This window comes from Marinobacter sp. 1-4A (assembly GCF_016597725.1).
Taxonomy (GTDB): domain Bacteria; phylum Pseudomonadota; class Gammaproteobacteria; order Pseudomonadales; family Oleiphilaceae; genus Marinobacter.
In genome coordinates, this window is record NZ_VCGY01000004.1 from 86,459 (window position 1) to 102,901 (window position 16,443).

Below are 16,443 nucleotides of genomic sequence, written 5' to 3' on the forward strand. Positions count from 1 at the left end.
ATTAACTATGTCTGAAAAGTACGACGTAATCGTCATTGGCGCTGGCCCCGGTGGCTATGTTGCTGCCATTAAAGCCGCGCAGCTTGGCCTCAAAACCGCATGTGTCGAGTCGTGGAGCTCTGAAGATGGAAAAAGTCAGGTGCTTGGTGGTACCTGTTTGAACGTAGGCTGCATTCCATCAAAAGCGTTGCTTGAGATTTCCCATAAGTTCGAGGAAGCAAGTCACGACTATGAAATGCAGGGCATCATCGCCAAGGATGTGAAAATCGACGTCGCCAAGATGATGGAGCGCAAGAGCGGCATCGTTAAGCAGCTAACCGGTGGCATCGCAGGTCTGTTCAAATCCAATGGCGTAACCTCCATTCACGGCCACGGCAAGCTGTTGGCAAATCGTCAGGTTGAAGTTACAGACAAAGATGGAAAGACCAAAACCTACGAAGCCGAAAACGTAATTATCGCCACAGGCTCCAAGCCTATTGAAATACCGCCCGCACCAATGACCGAAGGCTATATTGTTGATTCGGAAGGCGCTCTGGAATTTGACGAAGTACCTAAGCGCCTTGGCATTATCGGCGCCGGTGTTATCGGTCTTGAGTTGGGCAGCGTTTGGGCACGTTTGGGTTCAGAAGTCACAGTACTGGAAGCGCAAGACACCTTCTTGCCAGCTGTTGACCAGCAGGTTGCCAAAGAGGCTCTCAAGCAGTTCCGCAAGCAGGGCTTGGATATTGTTATGGGTGGCCGCGTAACCGGCGCCGAGGTCAAGCGCAAGCTGGTCAACGTGAGCTACGAAGACAGCAAGGGCAAACAGGAACTGAAGGTTGACAAGCTGATCGTGGCAGTTGGTCGTCGACCATACACCGACAATCTGCTCGCGGCAGATTCCGGCGTCAACATGGACGAGCGCGGCTTTATCTTCGTTGACGATAAGTGCAAAACCGAAGCGCCTGGCGTTTGGGCGGTAGGCGACGTGGTGCGTGGGCCTATGCTGGCTCATAAAGCCTCGGAAGAGGGCGTTATGGTTGCTGAGCGGATTGCCGGGCATAAGCCTCAGGTAAATTACGACTGCATTCCAAACGTCATTTACACCTCGCCCGAAGTGGCCTGGGTAGGCAAAACCGAAGAGCAACTCAAGACCGAAGGCGAAGCTTACAAAGTCGGTACTTTCCCGTTTGCAGCTAATGGCCGTGCTATGGCCGCCAACTCTGCGTCGGGTATGGTGAAGATTATTGCCGACGAGAAGACAGACAGAATTCTGGGCTTCCATGTTGTAGGTCCACAGGCGTCTGAGATTGTTGCCCAGGGTGTTATTGCCATGGAGTTTGGCTCAAGTGCTGAAGATCTGGCCTTGACCTGCTTTGCGCATCCGACTCTTTCTGAGTCTGTGCATGAGGCAGCTTTGGCAGTTAACGGTGGCGCGATTCATATTGCGAACCGCCGCAAAAAGAAGTAACGCAAACTAGGAAGCAGGGGCGCATATTATGGCGCCCCTTTATTATAAAAAGAGCTGATTTCCGTTTGCGATCGTGGTGAGCTGAGGTGATCCCCTGCTCACCGAACAGAATTCGCCTATAAGACTCCCTGTCTGGGGAGAAGCGAGTTCACTTCCGTACGTGGTTATCCTCCATCAAATAGCGGGACATTAACTATGAATTTGCATGAATATCAGGGCAAGCAGCTTTTTGCTGAATATGGCCTGCCCGTATCCCAAGGCATTGCCTGTGATACTCCGAAAGATGCGGTTGCAGCCGCTGATGAAATTGGCGGCGATGCATGGGTGGTTAAAGCTCAGGTGCACGCCGGTGGTCGTGGTAAGGCTGGCGGTGTAAAGCTGGTTAAAAGCAAAGACGAGATTCGTGAGTTTGCTGAAAAGTGGCTGGGCAAGAATCTAGTTACCTATCAGACCGATGAAAACGGTCAGCCAGTAAGCAAAATTCTGGTTGAGTCCTTGACCGATATCGATCAGGAACTTTACTTGGGTGCGGTTGTTGACCGTGGTAGCCGCCGTATCGTCTTTATGGCCTCCACCGAAGGTGGTGTTGAGATCGAGACGGTTGCCGAAGAAACTCCGGAAAAAATCCTGAGAGCAGAAATTGATCCTTTAGTTGGCGCACAGCCATACCAAGGCCGTGAACTGGCGTTCAAACTTGGTCTGGAAGGTAAGCAGATTGGCCAGTTCACCAAGATTTTCATGGGTCTGGCAAAGTTGTTTGAAGAGCGTGACCTAGCTCTGCTGGAAATTAACCCGCTAGTTATCACTCCAGCCGGTGACTTGCACTGTCTAGACGCCAAAATTGGTGTTGATGGCAACGCACTGTATCGCCAGAAAAAGATTCAGGAAATGCACGATCCCTCTCAGGAAGACTCCCGCGAAGCGGAAGCTGCCAAGTGGGAACTCAACTATGTGGCGCTTGATGGAAACATTGGCTGCATGGTTAACGGCGCCGGTCTTGCCATGGGAACCATGGACATTATCAAGCTCTCCGGTGGTCGTCCTGCCAACTTCTTGGACGTTGGTGGCGGTGCAACGAAAGAACGCGTTTCAGAGGCGTTTAAGATCATTCTTTCCGACGACGCAGTACAAGCCGTTCTGGTAAACATCTTCGGTGGTATTGTGCGCTGTGACATGATCGCGGAAGGCATTATTGGTGCGGTTAAAGAAGTGGGCGTTAAAGTTCCTGTGGTTGTGCGTCTTGAAGGCAACAACGCTGAGAAAGGCACCAAGGTTCTTGCCGAGAGTGGCCTGAACATTATCGCCGCCACCAGTCTGGCGGATGCTGCAGAGCAAGTTGTTAAAGCCGCAGGGGGTAAATAATGAGCATCCTGATTAATAAAGACACCAAAGTTATCTGCCAAGGCTTTACCGGCGCACAGGGTACCTTTCACTCTGAACAGGCGATTGAATACGGCACCAAAATGGTTGGTGGCGTAAGCCCGGGTAAGGGCGGTACTGAGCATTTGGGATTGCCGGTATTCAATACCGTGCGTGAAGCTGTAGAAAAAACCGGAGCCCAGGCGACCGTAATCTACGTTCCTGCACCTTTCTGTAAAGACGCGATCATTGAAGCGGCTGATGCGGGCCTAGAGCTGATTGTGTGCATCACGGAAGGTATTCCGACCATCGATATGCTGTACGCCAAAGAATACGTTGATCGCAAAGGCGTGCGTATGATCGGTCCAAATTGCCCGGGCGTTATCACGCCGGGTGAGTGCAAGATCGGTATTATGCCAGGGCATATCCATAAGCCTGGCAAGGTTGGTATTGTATCCCGTTCTGGCACCTTGACTTACGAAGCGGTCAAGCAGACCACTGACTTTGGCTATGGTCAGTCTACCTGTGTCGGCATCGGCGGTGACCCGATTCCGGGTTCCAACTTCATCGATATCCTACAGTTGCTGCAGAATGATCCGCAGACAGAAGCGATTGTGATGATTGGTGAGATCGGCGGTACCGCGGAAGAAGAAGCGGCTGCGTTCATCAAAGAAAATGTCACTAAGCCAGTGGTTGCCTACATTGCCGGTGTTACAGCACCTCCAGGTAAGCGTATGGGCCACGCAGGCGCTATCATCTCTGGTGGTAAGGGCACTGCGGACGAAAAGTTTGCAGCTCTGAACGACGCAGGTGTTAAAACCGTGCGCAGTTTGGCCGAGATTGGTAAGGCTCTGAAGGAAGTAACTGGCTGGTAAGCTGGTTTCTTTCAACAAAACCCCCGTTTCTGTTCTGCAGAGCGGGGGTTTTTTATTTATAATGCTGGGTCGCCTCGTTTAGTATGGGCGCATTCCATTTAAAAGAAGGAGTTTGTGCTTTGAGTTCAGTAGATTCCCAGCAACGGGTTTTGTCCGGTATGCGTCCCACCGGCAAGCTTCACCTTGGCCACTATCACGGTGTGCTGAAAAACTGGGTGAAACTCCAGCACGAATTTGAGTGCTTCTTCTTCATCGCCGACTGGCATGCCCTGACCACGCAATACGATGATCCGTCTGGCATCGAGCAAAGTGTCTGGGATATGGTAATTGACTGGCTGGCGTCAGGGGTTAACCCCGGTTCTTCCACCATGTTTATCCAGTCTCAGGTGCCTGAACACGCAGAGTTGCACCTGCTGCTGTCCATGATTACACCGCTGGGCTGGCTGGAGCGCATTCCCACGTATAAGGATCAGCAAGAAAAGCTTCGGGAAAAGGACCTAGCAACTTACGGGTTCCTCGGCTATCCATTGCTCCAGACCGCCGACATATTGATGTATCGCGCAGGTAAAGTACCTGTGGGTGCAGATCAAGTTTCCCACGTTGAAATCACCCGCGAGATCGCTCGCCGGTTTAATCATATTTACGGACGAGAGCCCGGCTTTGAGGATCAGGCGGAATCAGCCATCGTGAAGATGGGCAAGAAGAACGCCAAGCTTTATCGCACTCTCAAAAAGCGCTATCAGGAAGAGGGCGACATGGAGGCGCTGGAAACTGCCCGTGCCTTGCTCATGGAGCAGCAAAATATTTCCCTTGGGGATCGTGAGCGCCTATACGGTTTCATCGAAGGTGGCGGCAAGATTATATTACCTGAGCCTCAGCCTCTACTAACACCAGAGTCGAAAATGCCGGGGTTGGATGGACAAAAAATGTCCAAGTCCTATAACAACTATATTGGCTTGCGGGAAGAACCGGATAGTGTGGCGCAGAAAGTTCGCACCATGCAGACCGATCCTCAGAGAGTGCGCCGTACAGATCCGGGAGAGCCTGAGAAGTGCCCGGTATGGGGGCTGCACAAGGTTTATTCTGACGAAACCACCAAAGAATGGGTTCAGACTGGATGCCGCAGTGCCGGTATAGGCTGTCTTGACTGCAAAAAGCCACTGATTGATGCAATTCTGGAAGAGCAGCGCCCGTTGCGCGAAAGGGCTCTTGAATACGAAGCTAGCCCTGATCTTGTACATTCCATCCTTCAGGAGGGGCGTGAGCACGCGCGGGATGCAGCCAGAGATACACTTGAGGAAGTTCGGACCGCCATGGGATTGAGCTATCGATAAGCCAGATCAGGCACCATTGGCGCGGGTATCAGGGAAGCCAGTTGTTGACCTTCCCAGTGATCTGTATATCCCGCCAGATGCCCTTGCAGTATTTCTTGAGGCCTTCGAGGGCCCTCTTGATCTTTTGCTTTATCTCATACGACGCCAGAACATGGATATTCTGGATATAGACGTTAGTGAGATAACCCGGCAGTACATGGAGTACATTGGAGCAGTTGAAGCCATGCGCTTTGAGCTGGCTGCGGAATACCTCGTGATGGCAGCCACGCTCGCGGAGATCAAATCCCGTATGCTTCTGCCAAGGCACGAAGCCGACGAAGATGAAGAGGTAGATCCCCGGGCAGAACTGATTCGAAGGTTGCAACAATACGAGCGCTTCAAGAAGGCCGCAGAAGATATTGACTCACTGCCTCGCATGGAGCGCGACACCTTTGCTGTATCTGCATCTTTACCGAAGCTACCATCGAGCCAAGCGCATCCAGATGTTGATATGCGGGACCTTCTTCTCGCGCTTCAGGGTGTACTGAAACGGGCTGACCTGTTTACCAGTCACCATGTAGAAAGAGAAAGGCTGTCGACCAGAGAGCGAATGTCCGCCATTTTGTCTGTACTGCGGGACGACGAATTTGTCACCTTCCAGAGTTTGTTTACCATTGAGGAAGGTCGGCTTGGAGTGGTTGTGAGCTTTCTGGCTACCCTCGAGCTGGTTAAAGAACAGTTGATCGAAGTGGTCCAAGCTGAAGTGCTGGGCCCGATCCACGTGCGTGCGCGAGCGGCGCGCTGAAAGATTTCGTATTGGAAAGCGGCATAGAGAAACCGGATAGCCATCATGAACGAAGAAGAACTCTCTAGAATTCAAGCAATTGCCGAGGCCGCGTTGCTCGCAGCTGGCAAGCCTCTTTCCCTTGAACAGTTAAGAGAGCTCTTTGGGGAGGATGAACGCCCGGCAAGGCAAGTTATGGAACATGTCATGATGCTTCTTGGCAACGCATGCGAAGGCCGAGGTTTCGAGCTCCGCAAAGTGGCCAGCGGCTTCCGCCTTCAAATTCGTGAAGAGTTTGCTCCTTGGGTCAGTCGGTTATTTGAGGAAAAACCCCAGCGCTACTCCCGTGCTTTGCTGGAGACTCTTGCCCTGATTGCCTATCGACAACCCATCACCCGCGGTGAGATTGAAGATATCCGGGGTGTTGCGGTAAGCAGCAATATCATTCGTACCTTGCTTGAGCGAGAGTGGGTGCGTGTTGTTGGGCACAGAGATGTTCCCGGCCGACCGGCAATGTACGCGACAACCCGGCAATTTCTCGACTATTTCAGTCTTTCTGGTTTGGGGCAGTTGCCTCCGTTATCCGAGATCCGAGATCTGGAAGAAATCGGTCGGGAAGTTGAAAAGAATATGCAGGCTGAGATTGAGTTCGACTCAGCACAAGCGAAGCCAGCGGGCGACAACCCGCCAGACCAGACATTTCACTGATACCATTCGGGTGTCAGTCAGCGATTAAGGATTATGTTCATGGCGTCAGAACGCCCCGGAAGAAAGCCCAAACCGACCGCAAAGCCGGTTGCCGATGCGGTTACGAACGACGGCCCGGAGCGGATTCAGAAACTCCTTGCCCGGGCCGGGATCGGCTCGCGTCGAGAGATTGAAGGCTGGATGGAAGCCGGCCGACTTACGGTAAATGGTGAGGTGGTGACGCCGGGCCAGAAAGCCACTGTAACCGACCGCTTTGAACTGGACGAAAAACGGCTGGAAGTGGCAGCAGCAGCCGTTACTGTGCGTCGCGTTCTTATTTACAATAAGCCGGAAGGCGAGGTAACCACCCGGAAAGACCCAGAAGGTCGCCCAACGGTATTTGACCGCCTACCAAGGCTGAAGGATAACCGTTGGATCTCAATCGGTCGGCTGGATATCAACACCACAGGGCTAGTGCTATTTACCACTGACGGTGAGCTGGCAAACCGCTTGATGCACCCCTCTAGCCAAATTGACCGAGAGTACGCAGTACGGGTTTTTGGTGAGGTTGATGATGCCATGATTGAGCGCCTGATGGCGGGTGTGCTGCTCGAGGATGGCATGGCAAAGTTCAGTGATATCAGCCCTGCTGGCGGCAGTGGAATAAATCGGTGGTTCCATGTGACGCTATTGGAGGGCCGTAATCGCGAAGTCAGGCGTTTGTGGGAGTCGCAGGGCGTCCGCGTAAGCCGCCTTAAACGAGTGCGCTATGGCCCGGTATTCCTACCGAGCAGACTGACGCTGGGTAAATGGGAAGAGTTGGACCAGAAGGCAGTCGATGTCATTAGTGGTACTGTTGGACTTGCCTCTATCGACATACCCCAGAAAACCCCTGATGAGCAAGCCGCACACGATCGCCAAAGAAGGAAGAGCCCGGGTAGCGGGGGCAAAAAAACGGGAGGTCGGCGCTGGGATGTAAGTGATACAAAACCTGCGCGCAAAGGTGGCTCTGATAAACCCCGTGGCGGTGCCAGTAGACCTCAAAGAGGCTCTGGTAGGCCTCGTAAGTCGCATTCCGACAGGTAGAGTGAGGGTGCATAGCCTGAGTGCCCTCTGGCTCAGGCTATTCAACCGATGCTGGCAAAAACCCGAGTGCAGTTCCTGCCCTGATCTTTCGCTCTATACAAGGCCTCATCGGCGCGGGCTATCCACTGGCTAGCGCCTTCTTCCGGCAGATGTCTGGCGACACCACAACTGATGGTTACAGAGAGATTGGTTCCGCCGCAATCGACGTTTAAATCCGCGACAGCGCGCCGTACACGTTCCGCGACGTCCCGTGCTTCCTGTTCTCCAGTGTGCGGTAGCAAAATGGCGAACTCCTCACCGCCGAACCGGTAAACGCTGTCCGAGTTTCTGATTGCACTCCCAAGAGCTTCTGCTGTAATTCGCAGCACATGATCGCCCACAACATGCCCATGCTGGTCGTTGACTGATTTGAAATGATCCAGATCGCATAGAATTATTGAATATTCTTCGCCATGGCGGTCTGAAAGCAAGCTTGCGCGTTGAAGGTGCTCATCCAGTGCTCTCTTGTTTGGGATAGATGTCAGCGAATCTGTCAGTGCCGCTTGCTCGATGGCAATAAATTGGCAGGCGTTGCGTAAGGGGCAGACGGCCGCGCTGATAAACATCTCAATACCCTGCAGTTCTTCATCAGAAAACTTCTGCCGACGGTTGAGGGTGAGAGTGCCATAGCATATGCCTTCCAGATTTAGGCGATATTCGCAACGGTGTGGGCCGCCCATTCCGGTTGCAAACACAAAGTCGCGGTGCCCAACCTGATGGCGATAGTTCAAAGCGTCGAACGGAATAGTTCCGCGTAATTCTTCTGTCAGAATACCAAGCTGGGTTTCCAGAGAGAGTGTTGTGGATAGGCGCCGCGTTAATCTTGTGAGAGGGTCTGGGGTATTTGACCATCCCTCAAACGCCTGCCGAAGTGCAGCCAGATCCTTTGGCTGAGTGGTGGTTCGCTGTATCGACGGTATATTTTTCACTACGGCTCACTCTCTTTCAAAACGTATCAGTGATTTTCTTGCATACAGCACCGATCGTGCCATGTTAAAAATATCTATTAATAACAGATATATAAGTCAATGTTATAAAGTGAATTAGCTTCCGGGTTTTCAATTGACTGCACAAGCGTCAAAAATACGGCAAGTGCCTTCCTGCCGCGCCACGCACGGGGGTGAAATGCACTTCTAAGGGGTGGGGATGATGAATCCCTGTGGTAAACTGACGGACTTGTTTCCGCGCTTTTTCCAGAAGTGAGCATTATTTCGTATGACGTTTCAGGCCCCAGAAAGTCTTTCCGAACAGATCGCCCAACATTTGGGTCAGCGGATTGTTACGCGGGATCTGATGCCCGGTGCCAGAATTCAGGAGCTTAAAGTTGCGAGCGACCTCAATGTCAGCAGAGGGTCGGTACGGGAAGCCTTATTGATTCTGGAGCGCAGGCATCTGATTCAAATTTTCCCGCGCAGAGGCGCTGTGGTTTCGAGCCTAACGGTTGCCAGCGTAAACAATCTCTATGATATTTATATTGATTTGCTGTGCATGCTGGGGCGCAAAATTATTGAACGCTGGGCAGGCGACGAGCTGCGTGGTGTTATGGGTCGGGTTCGAGAAGTTGAGGCTGTTATTCAGGCTGTAAACTCAACCGGGCCAGATTCTGCTGAAAAGGTCATCGAAGCGGGCTTTGGGGTAATGCGTTACGCCTATGAACTGGTTGATAACCCGTTTTTGGAGGAAACGCTGGAAAATTTCCGGCCTGCGATCAGTCGCACCTATTTCGTTGCGCTTGAGAACTTTCGAGACGGCATAGGGCAGACCGCGGTCTTTTTCCGGCGCTTGGGTGACGCAGCTTTGAGTGGAGACGCTGAACGGCTTCAGTCTGCGATACAAGCCTTCGGTGAACACCAGAGACAGCAGGTTTTGAGTATTCTCATGGAGGAGGAGAGCGCGTGACATGCGCCTGAAGTCGATCAAGTTGGCCGGATTCAAATCCTTTGTTGATCCCACCACAGTACCTTTCCCGACTAATCTGACAGCAGTGGTTGGGCCTAATGGGTGTGGCAAATCCAATATTATTGATGCCGTTCGCTGGGTGATGGGAGAGAGCTCCGCCAAGTATTTACGCGGCGAATCCATGACAGACGTTATCTTTAACGGCTCCAGCGCGCGCAAGCCCGTAGGTCAAGCGTCTATAGAACTGGTATTTGACAATAGTGACGGTTCTGCGCCCGGCGAGTTCGTTCGCTTTAATGAGATCTCCGTACGCCGGCGGGTATCCCGGGAAGGGCAGTCCGAGTATTTCCTTAATGGCTCTAAATGCCGTCGCCGTGATATCACAGATCTGTTTCTAGGCACCGGCCTAGGCCCCCGTAGCTACGCTATTATCGAGCAAGGCATGATCTCGCGGCTGATAGAGGCCAAGCCGGAAGAGCTGCGCATCTATATTGAGGAAGCCGCGGGCATTTCGAAGTACAAGGAGCGCCGCCGGGAAACCGAAAACCGCATGCGCCGCACTCAGGAAAACCTTGAGCGCCTGACCGACCTTCGTGAAGAATTGGGACGACAGTTACAGCACCTCGAGAGACAAGCTGCTGCTGCAGAAAAATACAAAGCCTACAAGCAGGAAGAGCGCCAGAAAAAGGCCGAGCTTACGGTTCTGCGCTGGCAATCTCTGGATAAGGATCTTCAGGCTTGGCGCAGCAAAATCCGCGATACGGAGCTTGAGCTTGAGAAGCAGCTTACCGAACGTATCAGCTTGGAAACCGCTCTGGAATCCCTGCGCGACAGCCATCATGAGCGTACAGAGCACTTCAACCGTGCGCAAGCACGCTATTACGAAGCTGGTGCTGACATTGCCCGAATTGAGCAAAGCCTCGAGCATCAGCGCGAGAGAAGTCGCCAGACTGCTGCCGAGCTGGATCAGGCGATGGCGAACCAACGAGAACTCGCGCGGGAACTGAGTCAGGACGAAGAAAAGCTCTCTGCGATTCGGGAAGAGCTGGAGATGATTGAGCCAGAACAGGAATCTCTGGCTATTCGCTCCGAGGAGTCGGGCGAGAAGCTTCAGCAAGCGGAAGAGGCCATGAGCGAATGGCAGCAGCGTTGGGAAGAGTTCAGTTCACGCTCTGCCGATGCTCGCCGCGAAGCAGAGCTTGCCCAATCTCGTATCGTCTCTCTTGAGCAAGCCATAGACCAACTGTTAGCTCGCCAGCGTAAGCTCCAAGACGAACAGGCGCAATTGGATGGCCAGGTTGATCGGGACGAACTGCATGAACTCCAAGAACAACAAGAGGTCTTGGAATTGCAGCGTGAAGAAGCGGCCGAGCGAATTGAATCGGTTCAGGAGGAGCTTCAGGATGCCAAGCAAAACCAGCGCGATACCGAACAAGCCCTGACCGGTGCCCGACAGAAGGTACAAAGCCTACAAGCTGCACTGGAATCTCAACAAGCGCTGCTTGATGAACAGATGGGTGGGCAAGATGATGTGCAACAGGCATGGCTGGCAGAGCATGGTTTAGTAGATCTTCCTCGTGTGGCTGGCAAACTTCAGATAGAGGATGGCTGGGAGTTCGCGTTAGAGCAGATCATCGGGCGCTTTAGTCAGGGGCTACTGTTGCCGAACATCGACGCACTTTCTCGGGCATTGCAGGAGGCGCCGAAGGGGCTTGCCATCATGCAGGCGAGCTCCGAAGGCAGCACTCCAGAAACTGCTGCGAATGGATTGGCCTCTAAAGTGCGTGGTGTAGAAGCTATTAGTTCTATGCTCACAGGAATCGGGGTGGCTGAGTCTCTAGCCGATGCGCTAGACAAGAGGTCAGGGCTGGCAGAAGGCAATAGTCTCATCACTCGAGAGGGTGTTTGGGTAGCTCGTGATTGGGTGCGGATGCCGGAATCCGACGCCAGCCAAATTGGTGTTATTGAGCGGCAGAAAAAAGTGGATACCCTGGCCGAGCAGCTTGCACTGGCGGAGGAGTCTCTGGAAGAAGCAATAGCCCGCCACGAAGCGCTGCAGGAACGAACAGAAAGAGCGGAGTCCGTAAGAGATGAGGTACAGGCAAGGCTGAGCGAAACCGATCGCGAGCTCAGTTTAGTCGCCTCCCAAATGAGCGGACTGCGTGCCCGTGCCGAGCAGATTGATGCGCGACTTACTCGGATTCATGAAGAAGCATCAGACGTAGCACTGAATCTGGAAAGTCAGCAGGAAAACCTGAGTGTCGCCCGGGAAGACTGGCAACAGGCGTTGGCTTTGACGGAAGACGGTGATGACGAAAAAGAGCGCTTGCTCGAACAACGGGACATTCGGCGGGAGAAACTTGACGGATTGCGTCAGGAGGCCCGCCATGATCGTGACCACGCTCACCAACTTCAATTGCAGCTCCAAACTCTCGCTAGTCAACGTGATGGCCTAAGCCAAACCATTGACCGCATGCAAATGCAGAAAGAGCGTCTGGAAGAGCGCTTGGAAATCCTTAGGGAGTCCAGAGAAAGCGCGGAAGAGCCCATAGAAGATCTTAAAATGCAACTTGAAGGTTTGCTGGATCGCCGGTTAGCTGAGGAAGAAAAGCTTGGTTTAGCCCGTGATGCTTTGGAAGAAATTGATCGGGAAGTGCGGGAGAAAGAGCAGGGCAGAAGCGGCACAGATCACCGGATTCAAGACGTTCGCTCCAAACTGGAAAAGCTGAAAATGGAATCCCAAGCGCTGGAGATTCGTGCCAGTAATCACATTGAGCAACTTGGTGAGCTGAACGTAAAGCTGCAAGACATTCTTCCCCAATTGCCTGAAGATGCCAGTCAGGACGAATGGGCAGCGGAACTGGAGAAAATCGGAAATCGCATTCAGCGCCTTGGCGCCATCAACCTTGCGGCGATAGACGAGTATCAAGTTCAAAGCGAGCGTAAAACCTACCTCGACAGCCAGCACGACGACCTGACAGAAGCACTCGATATTCTTGATACGGCTATCCGCAAAATCGACCGGGAAACCCGGCAGCGCTTCAAAGAAACCTTTGATCAGGTAAATGGCGGTTTGCAGGCTCTTTTCCCGAAAGTGTTCGGTGGAGGCAATGCCTATCTAGAGCTGACCGGTGAGGATCTTCTGGAAACCGGTGTGGCGATCATGGCTCGCCCGCCGGGAAAAAAGAACAGCACCATCCACCTGTTGTCCGGTGGCGAAAAGGCGCTCACTGCCATTGCGCTGGTATTCTCCATTTTCCAGCTCAATCCGGCACCTTTTTGTATGCTGGATGAAGTGGACGCCCCCCTCGATGATGCGAACGTTGGCCGATATGCCAGTCTGGTCAAAGAAATGTCGAAACAGGTACAATTTATATACATAACCCATAATAAGATCGCTATGGAAATGGCGGACCAACTTATGGGGGTTACAATGCACGAACCCGGTTGCTCGCGCTTGGTTACCGTTGATGTTGAAGAGGCGGCCGCTTTGGCAGAAGCCTAGTGTCCTGCCTGTTGGCGCCAGACGGGCAGTAGCTGGCCAGAAAACCGCCAAGAATGACAAAAAGGCCATGTGATGCGGCTTTGCGTTGTATTCAGTACCGGCTTTTTTTAGAGTAGCAGCCGGAGCCCTTTATTCGCTTCCGGATCTGATCTGCAAACAGGACAGCAGCACTATGTCACTTAGGGAATGGTTAATTGCCATCGGCACCCTTGTTATTATCGGTATTGTAATAGACGGCTTGAGGCGCATGCGTCGGGCCCGCAAAGAATCTATTGCGATTTCTTCCGGGATGGGCGTTGATGACTTAAAAGAATCCCCGCTGGATGAGTACCATAACCCCGAGCTTCCTAACGGTGGAGCGAGGCCAATTTCAAATGATACCTTGGAAGAGCGCGGCTATGTGCGGCGTGAAAAGCCCTCCCGTTTCCGGACTCCGCAGCAAAAGCCGACCCGGCCCGTTCGTGAAACTCAGGGGAAAAATACTTCCGAGCTTGAAGAGTCCCTTGCAAATGAAGACGGCGCTTGGGCACCGGAGCAAATGGACGAGGATGTGGGAGAGTCCGGCTTTTCCTCCGTTGAGCACGATGAATTGACCGCTGATACTGGTTGGGGCGCGGAAGATGAAGAACTGTCATCGCCGGAAATACCAGCTCAAACGATTTCCGATGTTGAAGAAGATACTGCCCGCCGAGAGCCGCAATCGAATGATGGCCCGGAGCAACCGCTGGCGGGAGCCAACCGACCGGAAGCCCGCGAGGTGATCGTGATTAACGTGCTTGCCCGTCAGGGTGAGGATTTCAGCGGAGCAGCCCTGCAGAAACTGTTTGAAGCCTGTGGACTGGCCCATGGCGATATGGACATCTACCACCGTCATGAGGCAGAGGATACTACTACTCCGGTGCAATTCAGTGTCGCCAACGCCGTAGAACCCGGCACCTTCAAGCCGAATAACGTAGCGGCTATGACAACACCGGGTATCAGCTTTTTTATGAGCATGCCAGGGCCAACGAATGCGTTGCAGGCTTTTGAGTTTATGCTCGAAACTGCGCAATGCGTTGTACGTAACCTTGGAGGTGAACTCAAGGATGAACGACGCAGCGTGATGACGGCTCAGACAATAGAGCATTGCCGCCAGCGAATCCGTGAATTTGAACGCAAGCAGCGTTCACCACGCCACTGAGTTGGGCGGGGTCAGAACTGAAATAACAATGCCCGGAGTTATCCGGGCATTTTTTTGACAGCAACAACGACAGCAACAAAGAGCGCCAACCTATGAGCAAGCCGTCACCGGAGACTATCAAACGGGCAGAGGAGCTGCGTTCTGCTCTTGATGAGCACAACTACCGGTATTACGTGCTGGACGATCCGGGTATCCCGGATGCGGAATACGACCGCCTTTTTCGGGAGCTTCAAACGCTCGAACTGGAGCACCCTGAATTGGCATCGGATGACTCACCCACCCGAAGGGTAGGAAGTAGCGCCGAAACCAGTTTTGAGGAGGTTGTCCACCGCTTGCCTATGCTGTCGTTAGACAATGCCTTCAATGCTGATGAGCTTCGAGACTTTGATCGCCGGGTTAGAGAACGCCTCAATACAGACAGCGAAGTTGAATATGTTTGCGAGCCCAAGCTCGATGGTCTGGCTGTCAGCCTGCATTACGAGAAAGGGTCGCTTACGCGCGCTGCAACTCGTGGAGATGGTTATGCCGGTGAAGACATCACTGCAAACATACGGACCATTCCTTCTGTTCCGCTGCGCCTACGAGGGCATGATGTACCCGACCTTGTGGAAGTCAGGGGTGAGGTCTACATGCCGCGGGCTGGTTTCGAAGCCTTGAACAATCGGTTGGCGGGTCAGGGCGAGAAGACCTTTGTAAACCCCAGAAACGCCGCAGCCGGGAGCCTGCGTCAAAAGAAATCCACAGTGACAGCACGGCGACCTTTGGAAATGTGCGCCTATAGCGTTGCAGTCACAGACGAAAGCTTGTTGCCTGACACTCAGTGGGAGAGCCTGCAACAGGTACAGCGCTGGGGGTTCAGAATTAATCCAGAGATGCGCAAAGCACTTGGGGCAGCCGAATGCCTTGAAGCCTATGAAGAGTTGATGCAGAAGCGCGATGTGTTGCCCTATGAGATCGACGGCATAGTATTCAAGGTTGACCGGTTGGATTATCAGGCAGCCCTTGGTTTTGTTTCCAGGGCGCCGCGCTGGGCCATTGCCCATAAGTTTCCGGCGCAGGAAGAGCTGACAATTATTGAAGATGTGGAGTTTCAAGTTGGGCGCACAGGTGCTGTCACCCCCGTTGCCCGTCTCAAGCCCGTTTTCGTGGGTGGCGTGACGGTCAGCAACGCCACTCTTCACAACATGGATGAGATTCGCAGGCTGGATGTTCATATTGGCGACACAGTATTTATCCGTCGAGCGGGTGACGTTATTCCAAAAGTTGTGAAGGTTGTTTTGGAAAAACGCCCCGCAAACGCGCGCTCCGTGGAGCTTCCCAAGCATTGTCCTGTCTGTGGTTCCGATGTTATCCAGATTGAAGGCGAAGCCATCGCCCGCTGCTCAGGCGGTCTATTCTGCCCAGCCCAGAGAAAAGAGGCGATTCGGCATTATGCGTCCAGAAAGGCCTTGGATATTGAAGGGCTTGGTGACAAATGGATCGATATCCTTGTGGATCAAGGCATGGTAGAGACGGTTGCGGATATCTATAAGCTGATTGCAAAAGATCTGATGCGTTTGGATAGGATGGGCGAAAAATCCGCAGCTAATTTGGTCGAGGCCATAGATAAGTCTCGGGAACCTGTACTCTGGCGTTTCCTTTATGCGCTGGGTATTCGAGAAGTAGGCGAGGCCACAGCTAAGTCTTTGGCATCACATTTCGGCACTCTTGAGGCAGTGGCAGAGGCTGATGAAGAAGCGCTCATCGCAGTACCTGACGTTGGGCCTATTGTTGCTGGTCATATCCGCAGCTTTTTTGAACAACCCCATAACCGCGAAACCCTCGATGCTTTGCGCCAAGAGGGCGTTCAGTGGCAGCAAGAGGAAGCTACCGCTGGTAGTAAGCCTCTGCAGGGGCAAACTTGGGTGCTGACAGGTACATTGTCGGAACTTACCCGCGATGAGGCCAGAGAAAAGCTGGAGTCGCTGGGTGCCAAAGTGGCTGGCAGCGTGTCGAAAAAAACAGCCTGTGTTGTGGCAGGAGAGGCCGCCGGTTCCAAATTGACAAAAGCTGAGCAGCTTGGTGTTCCTGTTTTGGATGAGCCAGCTCTGCTAGCGATGCTCAAAGATCAGGGGCTTTAATACGCAGACCGATGAATCTGAGAACTCGCGCAGATACCCCGTTTCCGAAAGTGGCTAACATGGCTGCATTCTGTAACTGTGTGTTATCGGTGGCTCAGGCCAGCGCCCACGCACTGCCATAAAAACAATGTTCTGAAACGGATTTT

Annotated in this window: 12 protein-coding genes; 11 read left to right on the top strand and 1 reads right to left on the bottom strand. The window is 53.0% G+C overall.

Annotated elements, in window-relative coordinates; all coding sequences use genetic code 11:
• The first annotated feature begins 7 nt into the window (after positions 1–7).
• The 7 genes from lpdA to rluB all read left to right on the top strand — a co-directional run bounded on the left by lpdA (position 8) and on the right by rluB (position 7,554).
• Complete coding sequence (gene lpdA, locus FE845_RS10225; RefSeq protein WP_200364169.1) at positions 8–1,450, top strand: dihydrolipoyl dehydrogenase; 1,443 nt, start codon at positions 8–10, stop codon at positions 1,448–1,450.
• Positions 1,451–1,645: 195 nt separating this feature from the next.
• Positions 1,646–2,812 carry an ADP-forming succinate--CoA ligase subunit beta gene (gene sucC / locus FE845_RS10230; protein WP_200364171.1) on the top strand — a complete coding sequence of 389 codons (1,167 nt, stop codon included), beginning with the start codon at positions 1,646–1,648 and terminating at the stop codon, positions 2,810–2,812.
• Positions 2,812–3,684 (top strand): succinate--CoA ligase subunit alpha, encoded by an 873-nt coding sequence (gene sucD, locus FE845_RS10235; protein WP_200364173.1) that lies wholly within the window; start codon positions 2,812–2,814, stop codon positions 3,682–3,684. Before sucC ends, sucD begins: the two co-directional genes overlap by 1 nt.
• A 119-nt stretch (positions 3,685–3,803) precedes the next feature.
• Entirely contained in the window at positions 3,804–5,018 is a 1,215-nt protein-coding gene (locus FE845_RS10240) for a tryptophan--tRNA ligase (RefSeq protein ID WP_200364175.1), read from the top strand.
• Complete coding sequence (locus FE845_RS10245) at positions 5,011–5,802, top strand: segregation and condensation protein A (RefSeq protein WP_200364723.1); 792 nt, start codon at positions 5,011–5,013, stop codon at positions 5,800–5,802. Before FE845_RS10240 ends, FE845_RS10245 begins: the two co-directional genes overlap by 8 nt.
• 45 nt (positions 5,803–5,847) lie before the next feature.
• Positions 5,848–6,489: an SMC-Scp complex subunit ScpB gene (gene scpB / locus FE845_RS10250; protein ID WP_200364177.1), complete on the top strand. Its 642-nt coding sequence runs from the start codon at positions 5,848–5,850 to the stop codon at positions 6,487–6,489.
• Positions 6,490–6,528: 39 nt separating this feature from the next.
• The gene (gene rluB, locus FE845_RS10255; RefSeq protein ID WP_200364179.1) at positions 6,529–7,554 is read left to right on the top strand and encodes a 23S rRNA pseudouridine(2605) synthase RluB; all 1,026 of its coding nucleotides are present in this window, start codon (positions 6,529–6,531) and stop codon (positions 7,552–7,554) included.
• 41 nt (positions 7,555–7,595) lie between these two features.
• Here the strand turns inward: rluB and FE845_RS18815 are convergent, their stop codons facing one another.
• Positions 7,596–8,522, bottom strand: coding sequence for a GGDEF domain-containing protein (locus FE845_RS18815; RefSeq protein ID WP_200364181.1), 927 nt, complete (start codon positions 8,520–8,522; stop codon positions 7,596–7,598).
• A 286-nt stretch (positions 8,523–8,808) separates the two neighbouring features.
• Between FE845_RS18815 and FE845_RS10265 the strand changes: the two genes are divergently transcribed.
• From FE845_RS10265 to ligA, 4 genes are all read left to right on the top strand, one after another.
• Entirely contained in the window at positions 8,809–9,492 is a 684-nt protein-coding gene (locus FE845_RS10265) for a GntR family transcriptional regulator (protein WP_200364183.1), read from the top strand.
• Position 9,493: 1 nt separating this feature from the next.
• Positions 9,494–12,997, top strand: a complete 3,504-nt coding sequence (smc, locus tag FE845_RS10270; protein ID WP_200364185.1) for a chromosome segregation protein SMC — start codon at positions 9,494–9,496, stop codon at positions 12,995–12,997.
• A gap of 172 nt (positions 12,998–13,169) precedes the next feature.
• The gene (gene zipA / locus FE845_RS10275; RefSeq protein WP_200364187.1) at positions 13,170–14,177 is read left to right on the top strand and encodes a cell division protein ZipA; all 1,008 of its coding nucleotides are present in this window, start codon (positions 13,170–13,172) and stop codon (positions 14,175–14,177) included.
• Between the two features lie 92 nt (positions 14,178–14,269).
• Entirely contained in the window at positions 14,270–16,297 is a 2,028-nt protein-coding gene (gene ligA / locus FE845_RS10280; protein ID WP_200364189.1) for an NAD-dependent DNA ligase LigA, read from the top strand.
• The last annotated feature ends 146 nt before the right edge of the window (positions 16,298–16,443 follow it).

Excerpts from the sequence above, each read along its gene's own strand:
- lpdA (WP_200364169.1), top strand. The coding sequence starts at position 8 with ATGTCTGAAAAGTACGACGTAATCGTCATTGGCGCTGGCCCCGGTGGC.
- sucC (WP_200364171.1), top strand. The coding sequence starts at position 1,646 with ATGAATTTGCATGAATATCAGGGCAAGCAGCTTTTTGCTGAATATGGC.
- sucD (WP_200364173.1), top strand. The coding sequence starts at position 2,812 with ATGAGCATCCTGATTAATAAAGACACCAAAGTTATCTGCCAAGGCTTT.
- scpB (WP_200364177.1), top strand. The coding sequence starts at position 5,848 with ATGAACGAAGAAGAACTCTCTAGAATTCAAGCAATTGCCGAGGCCGCG.
- rluB (WP_200364179.1), top strand. The coding sequence starts at position 6,529 with ATGGCGTCAGAACGCCCCGGAAGAAAGCCCAAACCGACCGCAAAGCCG.
- FE845_RS10265 (WP_200364183.1), top strand. The coding sequence starts at position 8,809 with ATGACGTTTCAGGCCCCAGAAAGTCTTTCCGAACAGATCGCCCAACAT.
- smc (WP_200364185.1), top strand. The coding sequence starts at position 9,494 with ATGCGCCTGAAGTCGATCAAGTTGGCCGGATTCAAATCCTTTGTTGAT.
- zipA (WP_200364187.1), top strand. The coding sequence starts at position 13,170 with ATGTCACTTAGGGAATGGTTAATTGCCATCGGCACCCTTGTTATTATC.
- ligA (WP_200364189.1), top strand. The coding sequence starts at position 14,270 with ATGAGCAAGCCGTCACCGGAGACTATCAAACGGGCAGAGGAGCTGCGT.